Annotated in this window: 12 protein-coding genes; 9 read left to right on the top strand and 3 right to left on the bottom strand. The window is 53.2% G+C overall.

Features of this window, described 5'->3' with window-relative positions; genetic code table 11:
• Positions 1 to 17: 17 nt before the first annotated feature.
• On the top strand, positions 18 to 1,235 hold the full coding sequence (locus AC5E51_RS03935; protein WP_301376765.1) for an EAL and HDOD domain-containing protein: 1,218 nt from the start codon (positions 18 to 20) through the stop codon (positions 1,233 to 1,235).
• Here AC5E51_RS03935 and AC5E51_RS03930 read toward each other — a convergent pair.
• Complete coding sequence (locus tag AC5E51_RS03930; RefSeq protein ID WP_301376764.1) at positions 1,215 to 2,852, bottom strand: glycerol-3-phosphate dehydrogenase/oxidase; 1,638 nt, start codon at positions 2,850 to 2,852, stop codon at positions 1,215 to 1,217. The two genes, AC5E51_RS03935 and AC5E51_RS03930, sit on opposite strands and share 21 nt — an antisense overlap.
• A gap of 208 nt (positions 2,853 to 3,060) precedes the next feature.
• Between AC5E51_RS03930 and AC5E51_RS03925 the strand changes: the two genes are divergently transcribed.
• Positions 3,061 to 4,137, top strand: a complete 1,077-nt coding sequence (locus AC5E51_RS03925; RefSeq protein ID WP_488046206.1) for an AraC family transcriptional regulator — start codon at positions 3,061 to 3,063, stop codon at positions 4,135 to 4,137.
• Between the two features lie 40 nt (positions 4,138 to 4,177).
• On the opposite strand, the gene waaC is transcribed toward AC5E51_RS03925, so the two are convergent.
• Positions 4,178 to 5,200 carry a lipopolysaccharide heptosyltransferase I gene (gene waaC, locus AC5E51_RS03920; protein WP_297533272.1) on the bottom strand — a complete coding sequence of 341 codons (1,023 nt, stop codon included), beginning with the start codon at positions 5,198 to 5,200 and terminating at the stop codon, positions 4,178 to 4,180.
• 181 nt (positions 5,201 to 5,381) lie between these two features.
• Here waaC and AC5E51_RS03915 point away from each other — a divergent pair, with 181 nt between their 5' ends.
• From AC5E51_RS03915 to AC5E51_RS03890, 6 genes are all read left to right on the top strand, one after another.
• Positions 5,382 to 6,296: a lysylphosphatidylglycerol synthase transmembrane domain-containing protein gene (locus tag AC5E51_RS03915; RefSeq protein ID WP_301376761.1), complete on the top strand. Its 915-nt coding sequence runs from the start codon at positions 5,382 to 5,384 to the stop codon at positions 6,294 to 6,296.
• Between the two features lie 95 nt (positions 6,297 to 6,391).
• Positions 6,392 to 7,462, top strand: coding sequence for a glycosyltransferase family 2 protein (locus tag AC5E51_RS03910; protein ID WP_488046205.1), 1,071 nt, complete (start codon positions 6,392 to 6,394; stop codon positions 7,460 to 7,462).
• A 7-nt stretch (positions 7,463 to 7,469) separates the two neighbouring features.
• Complete coding sequence (locus AC5E51_RS03905; RefSeq protein ID WP_491778151.1) at positions 7,470 to 9,032, top strand: ArnT family glycosyltransferase; 1,563 nt, start codon at positions 7,470 to 7,472, stop codon at positions 9,030 to 9,032.
• Positions 9,029 to 9,787: a phosphatase PAP2 family protein gene (locus AC5E51_RS03900; RefSeq protein WP_297533268.1), complete on the top strand. Its 759-nt coding sequence runs from the start codon at positions 9,029 to 9,031 to the stop codon at positions 9,785 to 9,787. Before AC5E51_RS03905 ends, AC5E51_RS03900 begins: the two co-directional genes overlap by 4 nt.
• A 151-nt stretch (positions 9,788 to 9,938) precedes the next feature.
• Entirely contained in the window at positions 9,939 to 11,150 is a 1,212-nt protein-coding gene (fabB, locus tag AC5E51_RS03895) for a beta-ketoacyl-ACP synthase I (RefSeq protein ID WP_491778150.1), read from the top strand.
• A 140-nt stretch (positions 11,151 to 11,290) separates the two neighbouring features.
• Positions 11,291 to 16,183, top strand: coding sequence for an ATP-binding protein (locus AC5E51_RS03890; protein WP_491778149.1), 4,893 nt, complete (start codon positions 11,291 to 11,293; stop codon positions 16,181 to 16,183).
• A 74-nt stretch (positions 16,184 to 16,257) separates the two neighbouring features.
• Here the strand turns inward: AC5E51_RS03890 and AC5E51_RS03885 are convergent, their stop codons facing one another.
• Positions 16,258 to 16,809, bottom strand: a complete 552-nt coding sequence (locus AC5E51_RS03885; protein WP_068438844.1) for an RNA polymerase sigma factor — start codon at positions 16,807 to 16,809, stop codon at positions 16,258 to 16,260.
• 166 nt (positions 16,810 to 16,975) lie between these two features.
• Between AC5E51_RS03885 and AC5E51_RS03880 the strand changes: the two genes are divergently transcribed.
• Entirely contained in the window at positions 16,976 to 17,371 is a 396-nt protein-coding gene (locus AC5E51_RS03880; RefSeq protein ID WP_068438889.1) for an MAPEG family protein, read from the top strand.
• Positions 17,372 to 17,439 lie beyond the last annotated feature (68 nt).

The raw sequence follows: 17,439 nt of genomic DNA, 5'->3' as shown, positions 1-17,439 counted from the left end.
GACAGTCAGGATCACATATGCAAGACCGCCCATTACTGGCACGACAGCCCATTCTGGACAGCAACAAAGCGATATATGCCTACGAATTGCTATGTCGCCCCATCCCTGACGCATCAGAAGCCTGGCAGGATGCACACGGTAACAGTGCCACTACCGAAGTTGTCATTGGCGCGCTCCACGAAATTGGCATGGCACTGGTGACCGGCGGCCGCCCTGCGTTTGTTAATTTCACGGCAGACTTTCTCAGCATTGATCTACCGCTATCGCCCGACGAGATGGTCATTGAATTGCTGGAACATATCCCGGCGACAGATAAGAACATCAACGCGGTTACCCGGCTTAAGCAGCAGGGCTTCCGTATCGCTGTCGACGATTTCACAGGTGATGAGGCACAGGCTACCTGGCTCAAGTACGCAGATATCGTCAAGGTTGACCTCCCCGCGCTTGGCTCTCCTGATAATGCTGGAGCGGTTCGCAAAAAGTTTCACCGTGAAGGCTTACTCTGGCTGGCGGAAAAGGTAGAAACCCACGAAGAATTCGAGCACTGCAAGGCTGCAGGTTACGACTTATTTCAAGGCTATTTTTTCTCAAAGCCTGTGATTCTGTTCGGGCGACGAACACCTGACTCTCACCTTGCGGTCATGCAGTTGCTAGGCGCATTAAATCAGGAAGAAGCCGATTTCGACGATATCGTCGACACCGTGCGCCGCGACCCTCAGTTAAGCTATCGGTTGCTGCAAATGGCGAACTCACCGCAAGTGAATCACGGAGCCCCCATCACCACTCTACAGAGAGCAGCAACCGCACTCGGGCTCAGCCGAATACGTAATTGGGCGAATCTACTCGCCCTGGGCAAGCTCTCCGACAAACCGGCAGTGCTTCAACAACAGGCCCTGTTTCGTGGTTACCTGATGCAGAGCCTGTCAGCCGGAACAGACACAATGGAGCCGGATACCGCGTTCACTCTGGGGCTCTTTTCCCTTCTTGATGCCATGCTGGATATGCCCATCGATGAAGTCTGCGCCCGCGTAAATCTGCCAAAAGAGCTCACCCAGGCAATTACCGAAAACGCGGGGGTATACGGTCAACATCTGAAAGCATTGATGCAGTGGGAAAAAGGAGCCGCCGACACGATCGACTGGGCGTCACTTGAAGTCACGCCCAGCGAGCTGGAAGCAAGCATTGAGCAAGCAATCCTTACGGTGTCACAGCAATCAGGCGATCTCGGCCTCTGAAGTCTTTGCAGCCTGCTCAGACTGTGCGGATGGCAACGAATAGAATTGCGACCACAGGCGACGATAGCGCTCGACTTCGGCGGCCCAATGTTCATCAGACCAGCCAAGGATTGGCTGCAGCCTTTCTTTCAGATCAGGCAACAGATCAAGCCCTCCATTTTTGAGCAAGAGTCCAAGACGGCTGCGCCTGAGCAGCAGATCATCCAGATGCACAACGGCCTCACTCGCGGCCTGCCAGCGAAGCTCGGCCCAGCAAGTATGAGTCCCTGGGATAGGCTCCAGATCCTCCGCGCCACCGTGTGCTTTCGCAGCGCCAATGATCTCAGCCGCATCGCGGCCATAGAACCCAGCCAGCCGATGCGCCATCTGTTCGCTTGCGAGAGAAGCAATGCCTGGATCGGTAATACTGAAAACCGGCGCTTTCTTATCGACTTCGTACCCTGGCAGCTCTTCGCGAGCCTCTTTAAGAACATCAAGCGCAATCAAGCGGAAAGTCGTCAGCTTACCCCCACTAACGGACACCACACGCCCATCTTTCCAGACGGTATGGTCACGACTCTCTTTTGAACTGTTCTTGGCGCCGCTGGCCACCAGAGGGCGAACTCCTGCCCAGCTGGAGATAACATCCTGCTCCTGAATTGCAGCCTCAGGAAACTGGAACGATGCCAGGGCAAGCAGGTAGTCCATCTCGCGACGGGTAATGCCCACTTCGCCATTATCGGGTTTTGGGTGATCGAGATCGGTAGTGCCGATCACCGTACGGCCCTCCCATGGATACACAAAGATGGGACGCTGATCCTGAGGATGAAGGATGGTAAAGGAAACATCCACCGGCAGGCGCTCTGCCGGAATCACAATGTGACTCCCCCTCGCCGGTCGCACATTGGCACTCTGGCCCAGCTGTTCGCGCAGTTCGTTGACCCAGACCCCCGTCGCATTCACAAGCACTGAGGCGGTGACCTTGCAACTGGCGCCGCCCACTGTATCCCGTAGCGAAATGGTCACGCTATCTGCATTCTGCTCAGTACGATCAACGGCGACATAATTCAGCACTTCCGCACCGTCACGCCGGGCCTCGTGGAGAATACGCATCACCAGGCGGCTATCGTCCGTGACGGCGTCTGCAAATTCCGATGCACCGGTGAGTCCATCCGGATTAAGGAAAGGATAGCGCTCACGGACGGCATCGGCCCCATGGAAAGTGTGATACTTGCGCCTTGCCAACAGATCATAAACCTTCAGCAACATGCCGAACGCAAAGCGACCCGGAAAACGGCCTTCGTAATGCGGCATCATGTAAGGCATCAGGTCCACCAGCCCCGGAGCCTCCTGCATCAGACGCTCGCGCTCTTTAACCGAATGCAGCGTCGTCCGGACATCTCCCTGAGCGATGTAACGAAGTCCACCGTGAACCATTTTGGAAGAGCGGCTGGAGGTCCCCCAAGAAAAGTCCTGACGGTCAACGAGTAACACACGCAGCCCCCGCCGGGCGGCCTCTCTGGCCACGCCTGCGCCGGTGACACCACCACCAGCAATAACAATATCCCAGTGTGTATTCTCCGTCAGCGCTCGCCAGCTCTGCTCTCTTCCACCAGATTTCCAATCAGTTATGGACATAGACCTCCCCCTTTTTTGTGCATTCTGCGCCATCTCACCTCAGGAATGAAAGGCCGGAGACTATATAACCGAGCACTAACATTCTGTAACACACATGTGCTTGCCGCATACGAAGCGTTAAATCAGTATAACGATCATCCTATGTTTCTGCTGATCTACCCTTAGGTGCGGTTCTGACACAGAATGTTCCAGATACATGGAAGAACTTATGAACAAGAATAATAATTATGTCCCCGGCACAGTGTCGTCGGCGTTCGTTCGTTTGTTTCTGCGCACTGCGCAGGACTACGGTATAGCGCCTACCGATGTACTCAACGCATGCTCTGTTAATCACGGAGTGCTGGACAATCGCCTGGCCAGAGTAGAGGCATGTGATTTCGAAGCCATGATGCGCTGGATGATCACTAAGGCAAGCGATCCGGAGTTTGGTTTCAAAAGTGCCCGATACGTCGCGCCCGGCGCATTTGGTCTTGTCGGCTATCTGATCATGAACTGCCAGAGCGGAGGAGAAGCTTTCCGGCTGGTTCCCCGCTACGAGGCACTGATTGGCAATCTCGGCACGACCGATCTCGCTGAAGGTGAGCACATTGTTTCAGTGCGCTGGAACTGCTATTGCCGCGACACACTGGTCCGCCCTCATCTGATTGATGAATATTTGGCCACCACCGTGGAGTATGCGCGCTGGGTGACCGGCCGGGACGATATCGCACCGATAAGAATCTATTTCGAACACAAAGCCCCACCGGCGGAGACACTTGAACGCTATCAAGAGTACTTCCGCTGTGAACTGATCTTTGATTCAGGAGTAAACGTAATGGAGTTTGACGCATCACTGATGGACCTGCCGATTCGCCACCCCGATCCAACACTGCTTAAAACGCTGCAGGAGCAGGCAGAGAAGCAACACCAGGAGCTGCAACAGTGTGACCCTGTTGTGATTCAGGTTCGCTCTACACTGCAGAATATGATGGAACGGACGATCCCTCGCCGGGAACGCGTCGCCAGCCAGCTGGGCATGTCTGAACGAACTCTGCAGCGACGTCTTCTGGAGGCTGAATCTTCTTATCAGCAGATCCTCGACGAACTCCGACTCGAACTCTCTCAGGAATGGCTGACAACAAAGGAATGGTCAGTGTCCGACATCGCGTTACGACTTGGCTTCACGGAACCACGTTCATTTCAACGCCGTTTCAAAACCTGGACAGGCATCTCGCCGGGTGAATTCCGTCGTCGCGAGCTGAACTCATCGATGGAGCAGTCAGCGCGTCACGTGCGTAGCGCCTGATGGCAGATAGGGACAACTGATGAACAAAAGCGAGGCCTGTTCAGGCCTCGCTTATTTGTATCAGTAACTGATCTTTAACGCGCTCAGGGGTAATTTCCCGATAGCATGGCGGCTGGATGTCTCCGGGCTCGTTCAACAAGCATTGCTTGGAACGACACGGAGCACATTCCAGCTCACTCTTAATGATTTCACAATGCGGCCCAAGCACGCCGGTCAGTGTCGCATCGGTTGATCCGAAAATAGCGATCATGCCTGTCTCCATTGCCGCAGCAAGATGAGACAAACCAGAATCCACACCGACGACGCCTTCGGCATAGGCGAGCCAGGCACTGACTTCGTTCAACGGCATACGAGGGAGGACCTGGGCCCCCTCAATCCCATCAACAATGCGTTCAGCCCGTTCACGCTCTTCGTCATTGCCCCAGAGTAAGACCACTTTCTTCCCCTGAGCGACGCCAAGCTCAGCCAGCGAACGCCAGTAGGCTTCTGGCCAGAGCTTTGTTACCCATGTTGTTCCATGCAGAAATACCCAATACTCACCTTCGATATCCGGGCGTTCCCACCGTGACTTATCAATACCGTAAGCCAGCTGCTCCGGCAGGCGATAATTCAGTGCGCGGGCGAACAACTGACGCGTTCGGAGAATCGCGTGCTGGCCCTTAGGCACACGAATGCGACGTTTATAGGCTAGCGCTGCCAAAGGTTCTCTCAGACTCGCCCGGTCAAGGCCAGCTTTAGTTCCGCGCGCCAGACGAGTATACACAGCACTTTTGATCAACCCCTGAGCATCCAGTACCAGATCGTATTTTTCCTCGCGGATGGAGCGGTAGAAGGCCTTCATCTCTGCGCGTACGGCCGGATCTTTTAACGACTTACGCCAGCGCCGCCACGCTACAGGAATAACGCGCGTGACCGCAGGGTGCCACTCAGGCACTTCGCTGAAACCTTCTTCAACCACCCAATGAAATTCAATATCGGGCACCTGCCGGAACGCATCCTGCACCGCAGGAAGCGTATGAAAGACATCTCCAAGAGACGATGTTTTTACCAACAGAACTTTCAACTGAATTTCTCCAACAACGAGCAGTCAGCCTGACCCTTCAGGCGCTATGATCGCCAAATTGTAGCGGAATGGTGCAATCCACAACAGGTGCGAATAGCAGACGTGGTTTTTAAGCGGTATTGCCACGATGGTGCTCAACATAGAGAATACGCGCCAGCTTCATTACAGGACACTTCTTCTCGTGCTGACTTCGTGGAAATTCTGGCTGGGTACGGCCCTACTCTTTGGTCTGGTCTGGCTGGTAGAGGCACACTATGGCTGGGCCAGGATCGCTGAGAGCTGGCAAGCAATTGAACCACGCCAACTGGGCATCGCACTGTCATTGATGCTCGTGAGCTACCTGCTGCGTGCGCTGCGTTTCTACGATTTCTTCGGCAGTTACACGAAAGGACAGTTTGCCCCACTGTTAAGAATCACCGTCCTGCATAACTTCTTTAATAATCTCCTGCCGATGCGCAGCGGTGAGGCAACCTTCCCGCTATTAATGAAACAGCAGTATCAGGTTCCTTACCGTCATTCCGGTCCTGCTCTGCTCTGGCTAAGACTGCTCGACCTATATGTTTTGCTGGCTCTGGCGTTTATCAGCCTGCAAAGCCTGATGCCCTGGGGATCAGAAGTCCGCTACGCGCTGGCAGGCGCGGTACTCGCGGCCCCTCTGCTCGCGCTGATTTTACAGGAGACTGTCCGCAAGCATCTTCAGTCAGGCCAGGGCTGGAAGGTCAAAGCGCTTGAACTGATGACGGCACTGCCGGACAACCCCTTTACCTTTATCCGCGCCCTGCTCTGGACCATCATCAACTGGGTGGTAAAACTCGCCGTGTTCAGTTGGCTACTCAGTGCCTTCACTGGCCTCACGCTCAGTGCCAGCTGGAGTGGTGCGACGACAGGCGAGCTCAGCTCGGTATTGCCCATCCACGGATTAGCAGGCGCCGGCACCTACGAAGCTGGCGTACTGGCTGGCCTCCTGCCCTGGGGGATTGAGAGCGGCCCAGCTCTCGCAGCAGCGGTAAACCTGCACCTGTTCGTGCTCGGCAGTACATTTATCCTCACTGGCATACTAACCCTTGCAACTCAGCGTTCGGTTATTAAGCACTGAAGTCCCGGAATTCTGAGGGACGCGGTTATTTTACCGGGTACGAGTTTCCGGTATCATCGCGCACGACTTTCTAAAGACTAAGCGTGGTATCTCCCTTGACTGAGGCAAAAAACGCCAAGCCATCTCTCTCCATCGTTATTCCTATGTATAACGAAATAGAAAATGTAAAACCAATGGTGGAAGCGGTTCATAATGCTCTGTCTGCTTACGAAGGTAAGTGGGAGCTACTGGTCGTCGACGACGGCTCGACTGACGGCACGCCTCAGGCCCTGCAACGCGAAGCCGACGACTACGGCCGCCATGTCCGTGTGATCGAACTGCGCCGTAACTTCGGCCAGACCGCAGCCATGCAGGCGGGCATCGATGAAGCCCGCGGTGACCTGATCGCTACCCTCGATGGTGACCTGCAGAATGATCCGAATGATATTCCACGTATGGTCGACCACCTGATTGAGCGCGACCTCGATCTGCTTACTGGCTGGCGTAAAAACCGCAAGGACGACCTGTTCCTGCGTAAGATTCCATCACGCATTGCAAACCGCCTGATCGGCAAGATCACAGGCGTGCGTATCAATGATTACGGCTGCTCTCTGAAAATCTACAAGTCGTCTGTTATCAAGCAAGTGCGCCTCTACGGTGAAATGCACCGTTTTATCCCAGCCTGGGTAGCTGCGGTTGTGCCACCAAGCCGCATCGGTGAAATTGTTGTTAATCACAACGCACGGACCGCAGGCGAGTCGAAGTACGGTATCTCACGTACTTTCCGGGTGATTCTGGATCTGCTGTCTGTCTATTTCTTTATGCGCTACCGCGCCCGCCCGGGTCACTTCTTCGGGTCTATCGGCCTGGCGCTCGGCTCTGTGAGCTCTTTGTTGCTGGTGTACCTCGCGATTGTTAAGTTCGCTATGGGCGAAGATATAGGAGGTCGACCACTATTCCTCATCGCGGTGGTCTTCCTGATTGCCTCGCTGCAGTTCCTGACAACCGGTGTACTCTCAGAGCTGATCTCGCGTACTTACTTCGAATCTTCGAAACGTGAACAGTACGTCATCTACCACAGAGACGATGAAGTACCAGCAGGTGAAGACGACTGGGCTGAAGCCAACACAACAGCGCAGGCATCCGACACGGGCGCTTCCGAGACAACGAACTCATCTACCAGTTGATTTCTTTATGAGCCGTACTGCACTGCCTCTCTGGCTGCTGGGGTTTGTCATCGTCCTGATGACTATGAACCTCAACGGCTTCCTGCTGTTTGACCATGACGAAGGCGCATTCAGCGAAGCGACACGGGGAATGTTCGAGCGTGGTGATTTCATCACCACTTACCTCAATGATCGCATCCGTTTCGATAAACCCATTCTGATTTACTGGCTCCAGGCCGCCTCTGTCGCAGCCTTCGGCACAGATGCCTGGGTATTCCGGCTGCCATCCGCTCTGGCTGGCATTTTGTGGGTGCTTGCGATCTTTGCCTTCACCCGCAAAGTAACAGACCAGCAAACCGCCATTGCCGCCGCGCTTATGGCAGCGACCGCTGCAGGCATCAATGCCATTACCCACGTTGCCACGGCTGACGGCCTGCTCAACATGATTCTGGCCACCACCATGCTGGCCATGTATCTCTATTCTCAGGCGCCGTCGCGCGGCCTGCTGATTGGGATCTATGTACTCATGGCACTCGGCACACTGACTAAAGGCCCAGTGGCAGTTGCTATTCCGTTTATGGCCGGAGGCCTGTTCTACCTGAGCAGTGGCTACCGACAGGAATTCCTGCGGGCGATTTTTTATATTCCCGGCTGGATCATATTCCTGCTGATCGCAGCCCCATGGTATATCGCGGCGTATCAGATTCACGGTCAGGAGTTTATCGACGGCTTCTTTATGAAGCACAACGTCAACCGTTTCAATAACGCGATGGAAGGACACGATGGCGGGCTTCTGTTTTACCCCATGGTACTGCCTTACGTGCTTGCCCCTTTTGGTGGCCTTCTGCTGCGCATACTGCCATCCATCAAAACCACACTGGCAGGCGGCGATCATCTGAACCGCTTCCTGTGGATCTGGTTCCTGGTCGTACTGGTCTTATTCAGTCTCGCCAGTACTAAGCTGCCACACTACATCCTCTATGGGGTAACACCGCTGGTTATTCTGATGGCACGTTATCGTAACTGGCTACAGAGCCGCCTTCTGGCCGCCCTTTTCCCACTGATTCTGTTTGGCCTTATGGTCGCCTTCCCTCTGCTGATCCCGATTGTAGAGGCGCGATTGACCAACCCGATTGAGATCGCCACTGCGCAGCGTGCTGCGGAGTACTTTAATATTGATTTTGTGATTCTGGCGGCCCTTGGAACGATCGCGGCGCTGGCTCTGATTTTCTGGAAGCGCTTCAGCCCATGGTTTGGCCTGGTTATGGCGGGCGTCGTGCAGTCTGTTCTGCTTTGGTTCCTGTTCATCCCGACCTTCAGTGAAACCCAACAGCGTCCGGTTTGGGACGCCGCAATGTTTGCCAAAGAACTGGGCGAGCCGGTGGTTACTCAATCCATTGATATGCCGAGTTTCAACGTCTATCTCGATACCTGGACTGAGCGCCGTCGATTGAAGCCGGGCGAGGTAGGTTTTGCCCGCGAAGACAGAGTGAAACGTATTGAACATCCTTTTGATGTTTTATATCAGTCAGGCCCGATCATGATCATTCGCCACAGCGGCGGCCAACCGGAAAGTGAAGCGACCGAATGAAGACAGATACGCTGCTCATCAGCCTCGCCATGCTGCTGCTTGTTCTGGCAGCAGGCGTAACGTCGCAAGGCTCTAATCAGGAAATATTCCTCTGGTTCAACGCTAACGCGGGCGTTCTACCAGATGCCTTCTGGGCCAACATGACCTTTGTTGCCGACACCTTGTTTGCCGTTGCTGTGATCGCGATTGTTGCCAGCCGTTACCCGCATATTTTCAATTCCGGGTTTGTACTGCTGATTATCGGCGCCCTGTTCGTTCATGGTCTGAAGAACCTGCTTGAAATACCGCGTCCGCCTGCCGTGTTAGATGCCGACGTTTTCAAGGTCATCGGTCCCGTCGTTAAGAACCACGCGTTCCCGTCCGGGCATTCCTTTACCGCATTAGCGACCGCTGGTTTGCTCGCCCTCAACATGCGAAGCATCGGCGGTACGATTGCGCTTCTCGTGATCGCTCTGGTTGCCGCGATCAGCCGTGCCGCGGTTGGCGCGCACTGGCCGCTGGATATTCTGGTCGGTTCTGCCGCAGGCCTCATCTTTGCACTGATCGCTCAAAAGCTGACGGATGAGATCTGGTGGCTTCAGGGCAAAGGGCTTGAACGCTTCGCAGCTGGCCTGATGACCATCACCTGTATCACTATGTTATTTCACGACAGCCGCTACCCCGACACCCGAATTCTGACGGTTGCCGCGGCTGTCATTGCCCTGCTGTCACTCGCCTCATATTGGCGCCAGACAGTCGCAACGTTGCGCAAGTGAGCCAAATCCGGCCCCTCTCCACCGAAAACACACATTTTAATTTGTTCCCGGCGCCCAGTGCTTTATAGTGAGGGGCTTCTGTGGGAGGAGGCGTCCGTGAGCCTTCCACGTGTGTTTAAGGTATCAGAACAGAAGGCAAGGTTTAGTCGTAATGCGCCGCGTCGTTATCACTGGGTTAGGAATTGTTAGTTGCATCGGCAACAATAAGGAAGAGGTACTGACCTCCCTTAGAGGCCAGACATCGGGTATCCGTTACATCCCCGAATACGAAGACGCGGGCTTCAGAAGCCACATCGCTGGCAGACCACAAATAAACCCAGATGATCATATCGATCGCAAGCAGCGCCGCTTCATGGGCGACTCTGCTGCCTACTCCTACATTGCTCTGAAAGAAGCCATCGCAGATGCAGACCTCAGCGAAGATATGGTCAGCAGCCCGCGTACTGGCCTGATTGCAGGTTCTGGCGGTGCATCATCCAGCGACATCGTTGAAGCCGTCGACACCCTGCGCGAAAAAGGCATCCGTCGTGTAGGCCCATACCGTGTGACCCGCTCTATGGGCAGCACCGTATCGGCCAACCTGGCCACCCCATTTTCTATTCGTGGTGTGAACTACTCCATTACCTCCGCGTGTGCGACCAGCGCCCATTGTATCGGTAATGCAATGGAGCTTATCCAGTGGGGTAAGCAGGACATTATGTTCGCTGGCGGCGGCGAAGAAGAACACTGGACGCTGACCATGCAGTTTGATGCGATGGGCGCCCTTTCGACCAAGTACAACGACACCCCGGATAAGGCCTCTCGTCCTTACGATGCGACTCGCGATGGCTTTGTTATTGCCGGCGGTGCGGGCATGGTCGTTCTTGAAGAATACGAACACGCGGTCAAACGTGGCGCGACGATTTATGCCGAAATCATAGGCTATGGCGCGACCTCTGACGGCGCTGACATGGTTGCTCCTTCAGGCGAAGGCGCCGAGCGTTGCATGCGCGATGCTCTGGAAATGGCCGGCAACCCGAACATCGATTATCTGAACACCCATGGCACCAGTACGCCAGCGGGTGATATTTGCGAGCTTGACGCTGTTAAGCGTGCCTTCAGTGGTAACGTGCCCCCTTTCAGCTCAACCAAATCTCTGACTGGCCACTCTCTTGGAGCGGCGGGTGTTCAGGAAGCTATCTACTGCCTGTTAATGCAGAAAGACGGCTTTATCACCGGAAGCGCGAACGTGACTGAACGCGATCCGGGCGCGGCGGACGTGCCGCTTGTTACCGAAAACCGCGATGCCAGTTTGACGACGATCATGTCAAACAGCTTTGGCTTTGGTGGTACAAACGCCACCCTGGTATTTAAAAAGGTGTAACAAGCGGATCACCGTGGCATACCTCTATCCGGGATACCGGAGCTTACTTAATGGGGCATAAAAACTAAAAAAGTCAGGCATGTAACCCAGTGACATCGGGTTCAGTGAAACGCCTGAAAATGACCAACGGAATACAACGCATGACACAACAAGAATTACCGAATCATACGGACCCGTTATTTCAGATCGCCGAAAAATTATCGGCGGACTTCTCGCTTTTTCCCGAGTATGAAGACAACGCGGTTGATCACAAAGTTAAAGGCCTGATTGCTCCTCAGCAATGCGCTATTGAGCTGGATCGACTGAGAAAGCTCAACATCGACGACTACATTCAGAGCGTCGTTGCACCCAGCGAAAATCCTCAGCGCACTGACGCAAAGAGTATCGTTCAGCATCTCGTTGTTCGTGTAGTCTCAGAGGTCGAAGACGGGCCACTGTACTGCGCTGAAGCTGATCTCGATTTCGGTGGTCAGATTCGCCGTGTTGGCTTTATCTGCCAGAACCGCTCCCACTCCAATGGCGCGTGGGGGCCGATTCATCACAACCGTGCGGCACAACAGGCAAAGAATTACGCCAGTCGTGCGATGCCGATCATCACCTTTATCGATACCCCAGGGGCCGACGCTGGTGAGTTGGCCAATGCCAATAACCAGGCGCACTCAATCAGTCATCTTATCACCGAGATGGTGAACAACGATGTACCGACCATCGGTATTATCTGGGGCGCAGGTTACTCTGGCGGTGCTATTCCTCTGGCCGCAACCAATATTCTGCTGTCAGTACGCGATGGTATTTTCAATACGATTCAGCCGCAGGGGCTTGCCAGTATCGCTCGCAAGTACAACCTGTCATGGCAGGAATGTGCAAAGTACGTCGGCGTATCCGGCTACCAGCTGCGCGAATCCGGCGTGATTGATGGCATCATTGATTACGCACCGACCGATGCCGATGAAAAGCGTGCAAATCTGCTGCGTGCAATTACCAGTGGCATTCAATCCATCGAAGAAGGTGCGAAAGAATTTACGCGCAATAACCCTTACCTGATGGATCACTACAAGCGCAGTATTGATCGTTTTCTGAACCCATCAGAAAAACTGTCAACGCTTGAGAATAACGCGAATTTCTTCCTTGCTCAGAGCCCGACAGAACATATCAATATTTTCGGCCTGTGCTATCGCTATACTCGCTACCTGACCCTGCGTCGTCGTATTCACTCGACCACGGTTGAGAACTACGGCCGCCTTGCGGACAAAGAAATCCCAGCGGGTCAGCTGGAGCAACGCATCCAGAATGAGCAGAACCGTAAGTTCCAGAAATGGCTACAGGCGCCTGAAAAAATCGTGTACGACGATGGCCTGCAAAAGAGCTGGAAAACCTTCTGGGCGAAATACGAAGAACGTGACGAAAGCCGTAATACCATCGTCCGTCTTTTCCTGGGTGAACCAAAGAATAACTACCTGAAAGCAAAGCAGGACCTTTGCTTTAATTTCGGCCTGTATCTGTTTAACCGCTGGAAGTCTGATGCCGCGGTTAATTTCCAGGGCCTGCTTAATTACCTTGAAGACTATCGCCAGAGCCGCTTTTTGCTGCGCTCGTCCGATATTCTTGATGCCGGCGCCGTTGCCGATTTTATTGAAGACAATCCGCACCCACTGGCGGCTTATATTCGTGAGCAGTTACCACACGAAACCCGTCAGGAGCTGACCTCCGAGCGCAACGCCGAAAAAGGCAAAGGGACCCTGCGTCAGTCTCTGGCGACCGCGCTGAATACCATTCTTTCAGACGAACTACTGCCAGAAAGCATCCGTGCCGAACTGAAACTCTCGACACGTTCAGAAGCTCTGTGCAACAACGAAGAAACACAAGCGACTGAAGCCAACCGCCGAATTATTGAAGAAGCGCTGGCACCGTATATTCAGTTCCGTCAGGAAAATATTCAGAACCCGGCTAATCCAGACATCACGATTCTGGATGCCATTCTGCATGACGAACTGCGCGAAGAGTTCCGTCACGTCTGCCAGAACATGCTGGTGTTCGGCAGCCTCTACGACAACTTTATTCATAACCTGGTCAGTGTCGCGAAAGAAGCGAACAACAACCGTGCGCTTTCCCGCGACTCTGTGAAAGCACTGTTGGATAAGTCTCTGTCGGAAGCGACCAAAGGCGAAAGCTACACCATGAAGGAGCTCGAGTCTTTCAATTACTGGCTCAGCTATTTCATCAAGAGTTCGCAGAGCGGTGAATTCCTGAAGTCTGTCGAAGAGTGGAAAAAGCTCGCGTTCCCGCGCTTGTCCGAAACTCTCTTCGTGGTGATCACGTTTATTTTCGAGAAGCTTCTGCCTGAGTACTACAACGCAGAGCAATCAGGAAAGAGCTATAACGGGCGCATCAACCCGGTCAGCATCGGTCGTCGTAAAGATTTCTGGAACCGTCTGACCATGGCGTATCACGACCTGCTTATTCAGGACGTACTTGATGACACCAAACGTCAGAAGCGCACATCACCGAAGGCCATCATTGACCGTTTCTTTAATAACTTTGAAGAAATCAATGCCAACCTGATGTCAGCTGACCCAGTGGCCTTTCCGGGTTTCCGTTCTTCTATCGAAAAAGCGCTGAAAAATAATATTCAGCCATGTGGTGTTATCACCGGCCTTGCGGATATTAATATCGGTGGCAAGACACAGCGCGTCGGTGCGCTGGTATCGAACCTGGATTTCCAGGCTGGCGCATTTGATATGGCCAGTGCCGAGAAATTCTGCAAATTAATGGTCGAATGCGCTCGCCAGCAATTGCCTGTCGTTTGCTTCGTATCCTCCGGCGGCATGCAAACCAAAGAAGGTGCCGCGGCGCTCTTCTCAATGGCTGTTGTTAACGACCGTATTACCCGCTTTGTTCGCGACAATGACCTGCCTCTGGTGGTCTTTGGTTTTGGCGACTGTACCGGTGGTGCTCAGGCGAGTTTCGTAACGCACCCGCTGGCGCAAACCTATTATTTCTCAGGTACAAATATGCCGTTCGCTGGGCAGATCGTTGTACCTAGTTACCTGCCAAGTACCTGCACTCTGTCGAACTATTTATCCGTTTCTTCAGATTCAATGGACGGACTGGTTTCGAACCCATTCTTCGACGATCTCGATGAACGCCTGCGCGAAATTGACCCGGATATGCCGGTGGCACGCTATAGCGTTAACGACGTACTCGAACGCGTCCTTGAAGGTTATGTTTCTGCCGCACGCATGGCACCACTGACCGCCGAAGACGAAGTCAGCCAGAAAAAATACGGCAAGATCAACAAGGTCATGGTTCACGCACGTGGTTGTACCGCTGTTAAGCTGATCCGTAAGGCACAGGAAAACGACATTAAAGTCGTACTGATCCAGTCTGATCCGGATATGGAATCCGTACCTGTTGATATGCTTGGGCCACAGGATCGCGTTGTCTGTATTGGTGGTAACACACCGGATGAAAGTTATCTCAACGCCAAGTCTGTCTTGCGCATTGCTCATCACGAAGGGGTTGATGCACTGCACCCAGGGATTGGCTTCCTGTCAGAAAGCAGCCAGTTCGCTGCACTCTGTGGCAACCACGACATTAATTTTGTTGGCCCACCGGTCTCCTCAATGGAAACCATGGGTAACAAATCGAACGCCATTAACACCGCGATGCGCGTGAACGTGCCTGTTGTCCCCGGCTCTCACGGTATTCTGACCAGCTCCGCGAATGCCGCGAGCGTTGCAGATGAAATTGGCTACCCGGTACTGCTTAAAGCCGTACATGGTGGTGGCGGTAAAGGGATTCAGGTTGTTGAATCAGCAGACCGCATTCACGCCCTGTTCCACCAGATTTCTACCGAAGCAAAAGCCGCCTTTGGTAATGGTGATGTTTACCTCGAGAAATATGTGACGTCTCTGCGCCACATTGAGGTTCAGGTTCTGCGTGACTCTCAGGGCAACACCAAAATCCTTGGCCTGCGTGACTGCTCCGTTCAGCGCAATAACCAGAAAATTTTCGAAGAGTCAGGCTCTACCATGCTGCCGCGCGAGCTGGAGCAAGGTGCCTACGATTACGCAGAAAAACTGGCAGACGCTGTCGACTATGTTGGCGCCGGTACCGTTGAGTTTATTTTTGACCTCGACAACATGGCGATCTACTTCATGGAGATGAACACCCGTCTTCAGGTTGAACACCCTGTGACCGAACTGGTTTCTGGTATCGACATTGTCTCGACTCAGTTCCGTATTGCGGAAGGTGGTGATATCGCTGATCTGAAACCAGATCACAAAGGCTACGCCATTGAAGTTCGTATCAACGCCGAAAAAGCCGTATTCAAAGGCGATGACGTGGAGTTTGTTCCAACACCAGGAACGATCCGCGAATGTGTATTACCGAAATACGACCACATCGAATTAATTTCGATGGCTGCCGCAGGCAAGCAGGTATCGCCGTTCTACGACAGCATGGTCGCGCAGATCATCTGTTATGGCGAAGACCGTAACGACACCATCGCAAAATTGCGTAAGTACCTGGATGAAGTAAAAATCACCGGCGTATGCACCAACATCCCGCTTCTCAAGCGCGTGCTGGACGACAACGTATTTGTTGATGGCGTTTACGATACGACTTATCTGCCGAAATTCCTGGATCGGATTGATCTCGATGCACTGATTAAAGACATCGAAGACGCGGCAGACATGAACGCAGATGCCGTCGACGCCTCGCAGCTCAAAATTGAAGGCTCAGACGAACTGAAAGTACTTTCACCGTCGACCAGTATTTTCTACGGTTCATCTTCTCCGAGTGAGCCTGCCTTTGTGAAAGAAGGTGACGTGATTGATGTTTCTCAGACCCTGTGTCTGATGGAAGCCATGAAAATGTTCACACCGCTGAGCCTTAAACAGTTTAACCGTGCTGGCAGTCAGCTCTATCCGGCTAAGCAGAAGTTTAAGGTAACTCGTGTTATGAACACGGATGGTCAGCAAGTGAATCAGGGCGACCTGCTCTTCGTTGTGAAACCTGTCGCTGAGGCCTGATCGCTCGTCTCACGCTTGTGATCAGCTCAGTTAATAAAAAAGCCCGCAATTGCGGGCTCTTTTATGTGTTCTTTTTATTGATAGGCTTCGTTGATCAGATTACTGGTTTCCTGCAGGAGCTGATCTCTGACCATAGTTCTCGCCCGGTGCAGACGGCTCTTAACCGCCGCGACTGACTGCCCTGTTTTATCCGCGATTTCACGATTAGTCAGCTGTTCATAATCCTTCATCAGCAGTACTTCGCGATATGTATCGGGAAGATCACGGATAGCCCGCGTCAGGTCGATCAATTGATCCTGCTCAGGCGTCGTGTTCAACCACTCCAGGGCGGTACCATCACCATGCGGGTCGAAATCAAAGGCAACACGCCCCAACCTGCGACACTCGCGCCGAGTTGTCGTAAAAAGCCATGAAGATAACGCTGCTACGATTTTAAGACTGTCTAAGCGGCGCGATACAGTGATCAGTACTTCCTGCACGGCATCATCGACGTCATTAATCACACAGTGCTTCATTGCGTAGTTGTGAATATTCGGGCGAACTGCCTTCAGCAGCTCAGATAAGGCCTTATCATCCCCCGCCTGAGCGCGCTCAATAACCGCTTCCTGAATTTCCTTAATAGTCACCGAACCAACTCCTTATCCCTTTCAGTGAAATATTTTTTCTCGCTGGTGAATCCTTTTTGAATCCTGCCGCCTCTTATAGAGACCTACCGCCAGACTGTCACCTCATTACGAGCACAGCGGCCTAGTTTTATAGAAGTTTGACTATTTTTCTACAGGAGAAACCCGAATGACGACCGAAATGATGTCACTGCTGACGTTTGCGATGACCTGCCTGATTGTTCTGTTACTTCAGGCCACCATTGCAATGAAAGCGTATGGGATATCGTACTTTATGAGCAACCGCGATGAAGCACCCGCTGAGGAAAGCCCTCTCGCGCAACGCTTTAACCGGATTGTCAGCAACAACATTGAAACAGGTTTCATCTTTGTCGCTCTGGTTCTGGTCGCTGCACAAACAGAGATTTCAAACGGGCTGACCGTTTTGGGCTCAATTGTGTTTGCCGCAGCACGTATTGTTTACCCTGTGATCTATGCGGCGGGCATCCCTGTAGTCCGTACCCTGGTCTGGGACACTGGCATCGTTGCCCTGTTTGTTATCTTCACAGGCATCGTGACTGCCTGATAGCGCACAACCTTTGCCAAAACACTAAAAAAGCCCTCGGTACAGACAGAGGGCTTTTTGATTTAAGC

The sequence above is a fragment of the Thalassolituus sp. genome (assembly GCF_984348125.1).
Note: the sequence above shows the minus strand (reverse complement) of the source record. Positions and strands in the feature narration are given on the sequence as shown.

Coding starts and splice junctions, on each gene's coding strand:
- AC5E51_RS03935 (WP_301376765.1), top strand. CDS start 18: ATGCAAGACCGCCCATTACTGGCACGACAGCCCATTCTGGACAGCAAC.
- AC5E51_RS03930 (WP_301376764.1), bottom strand. CDS start 2,852: ATGTCCATAACTGATTGGAAATCTGGTGGAAGAGAGCAGAGCTGGCGA.
- AC5E51_RS03925 (WP_488046206.1), top strand. CDS start 3,061: ATGAACAAGAATAATAATTATGTCCCCGGCACAGTGTCGTCGGCGTTC.
- AC5E51_RS03905 (WP_491778151.1), top strand. CDS start 7,470: ATGAGCCGTACTGCACTGCCTCTCTGGCTGCTGGGGTTTGTCATCGTC.
- AC5E51_RS03900 (WP_297533268.1), top strand. CDS start 9,029: ATGAAGACAGATACGCTGCTCATCAGCCTCGCCATGCTGCTGCTTGTT.
- fabB (WP_491778150.1), top strand. CDS start 9,939: ATGCGCCGCGTCGTTATCACTGGGTTAGGAATTGTTAGTTGCATCGGC.
- AC5E51_RS03890 (WP_491778149.1), top strand. CDS start 11,291: ATGACACAACAAGAATTACCGAATCATACGGACCCGTTATTTCAGATC.
- AC5E51_RS03880 (WP_068438889.1), top strand. CDS start 16,976: ATGACGACCGAAATGATGTCACTGCTGACGTTTGCGATGACCTGCCTG.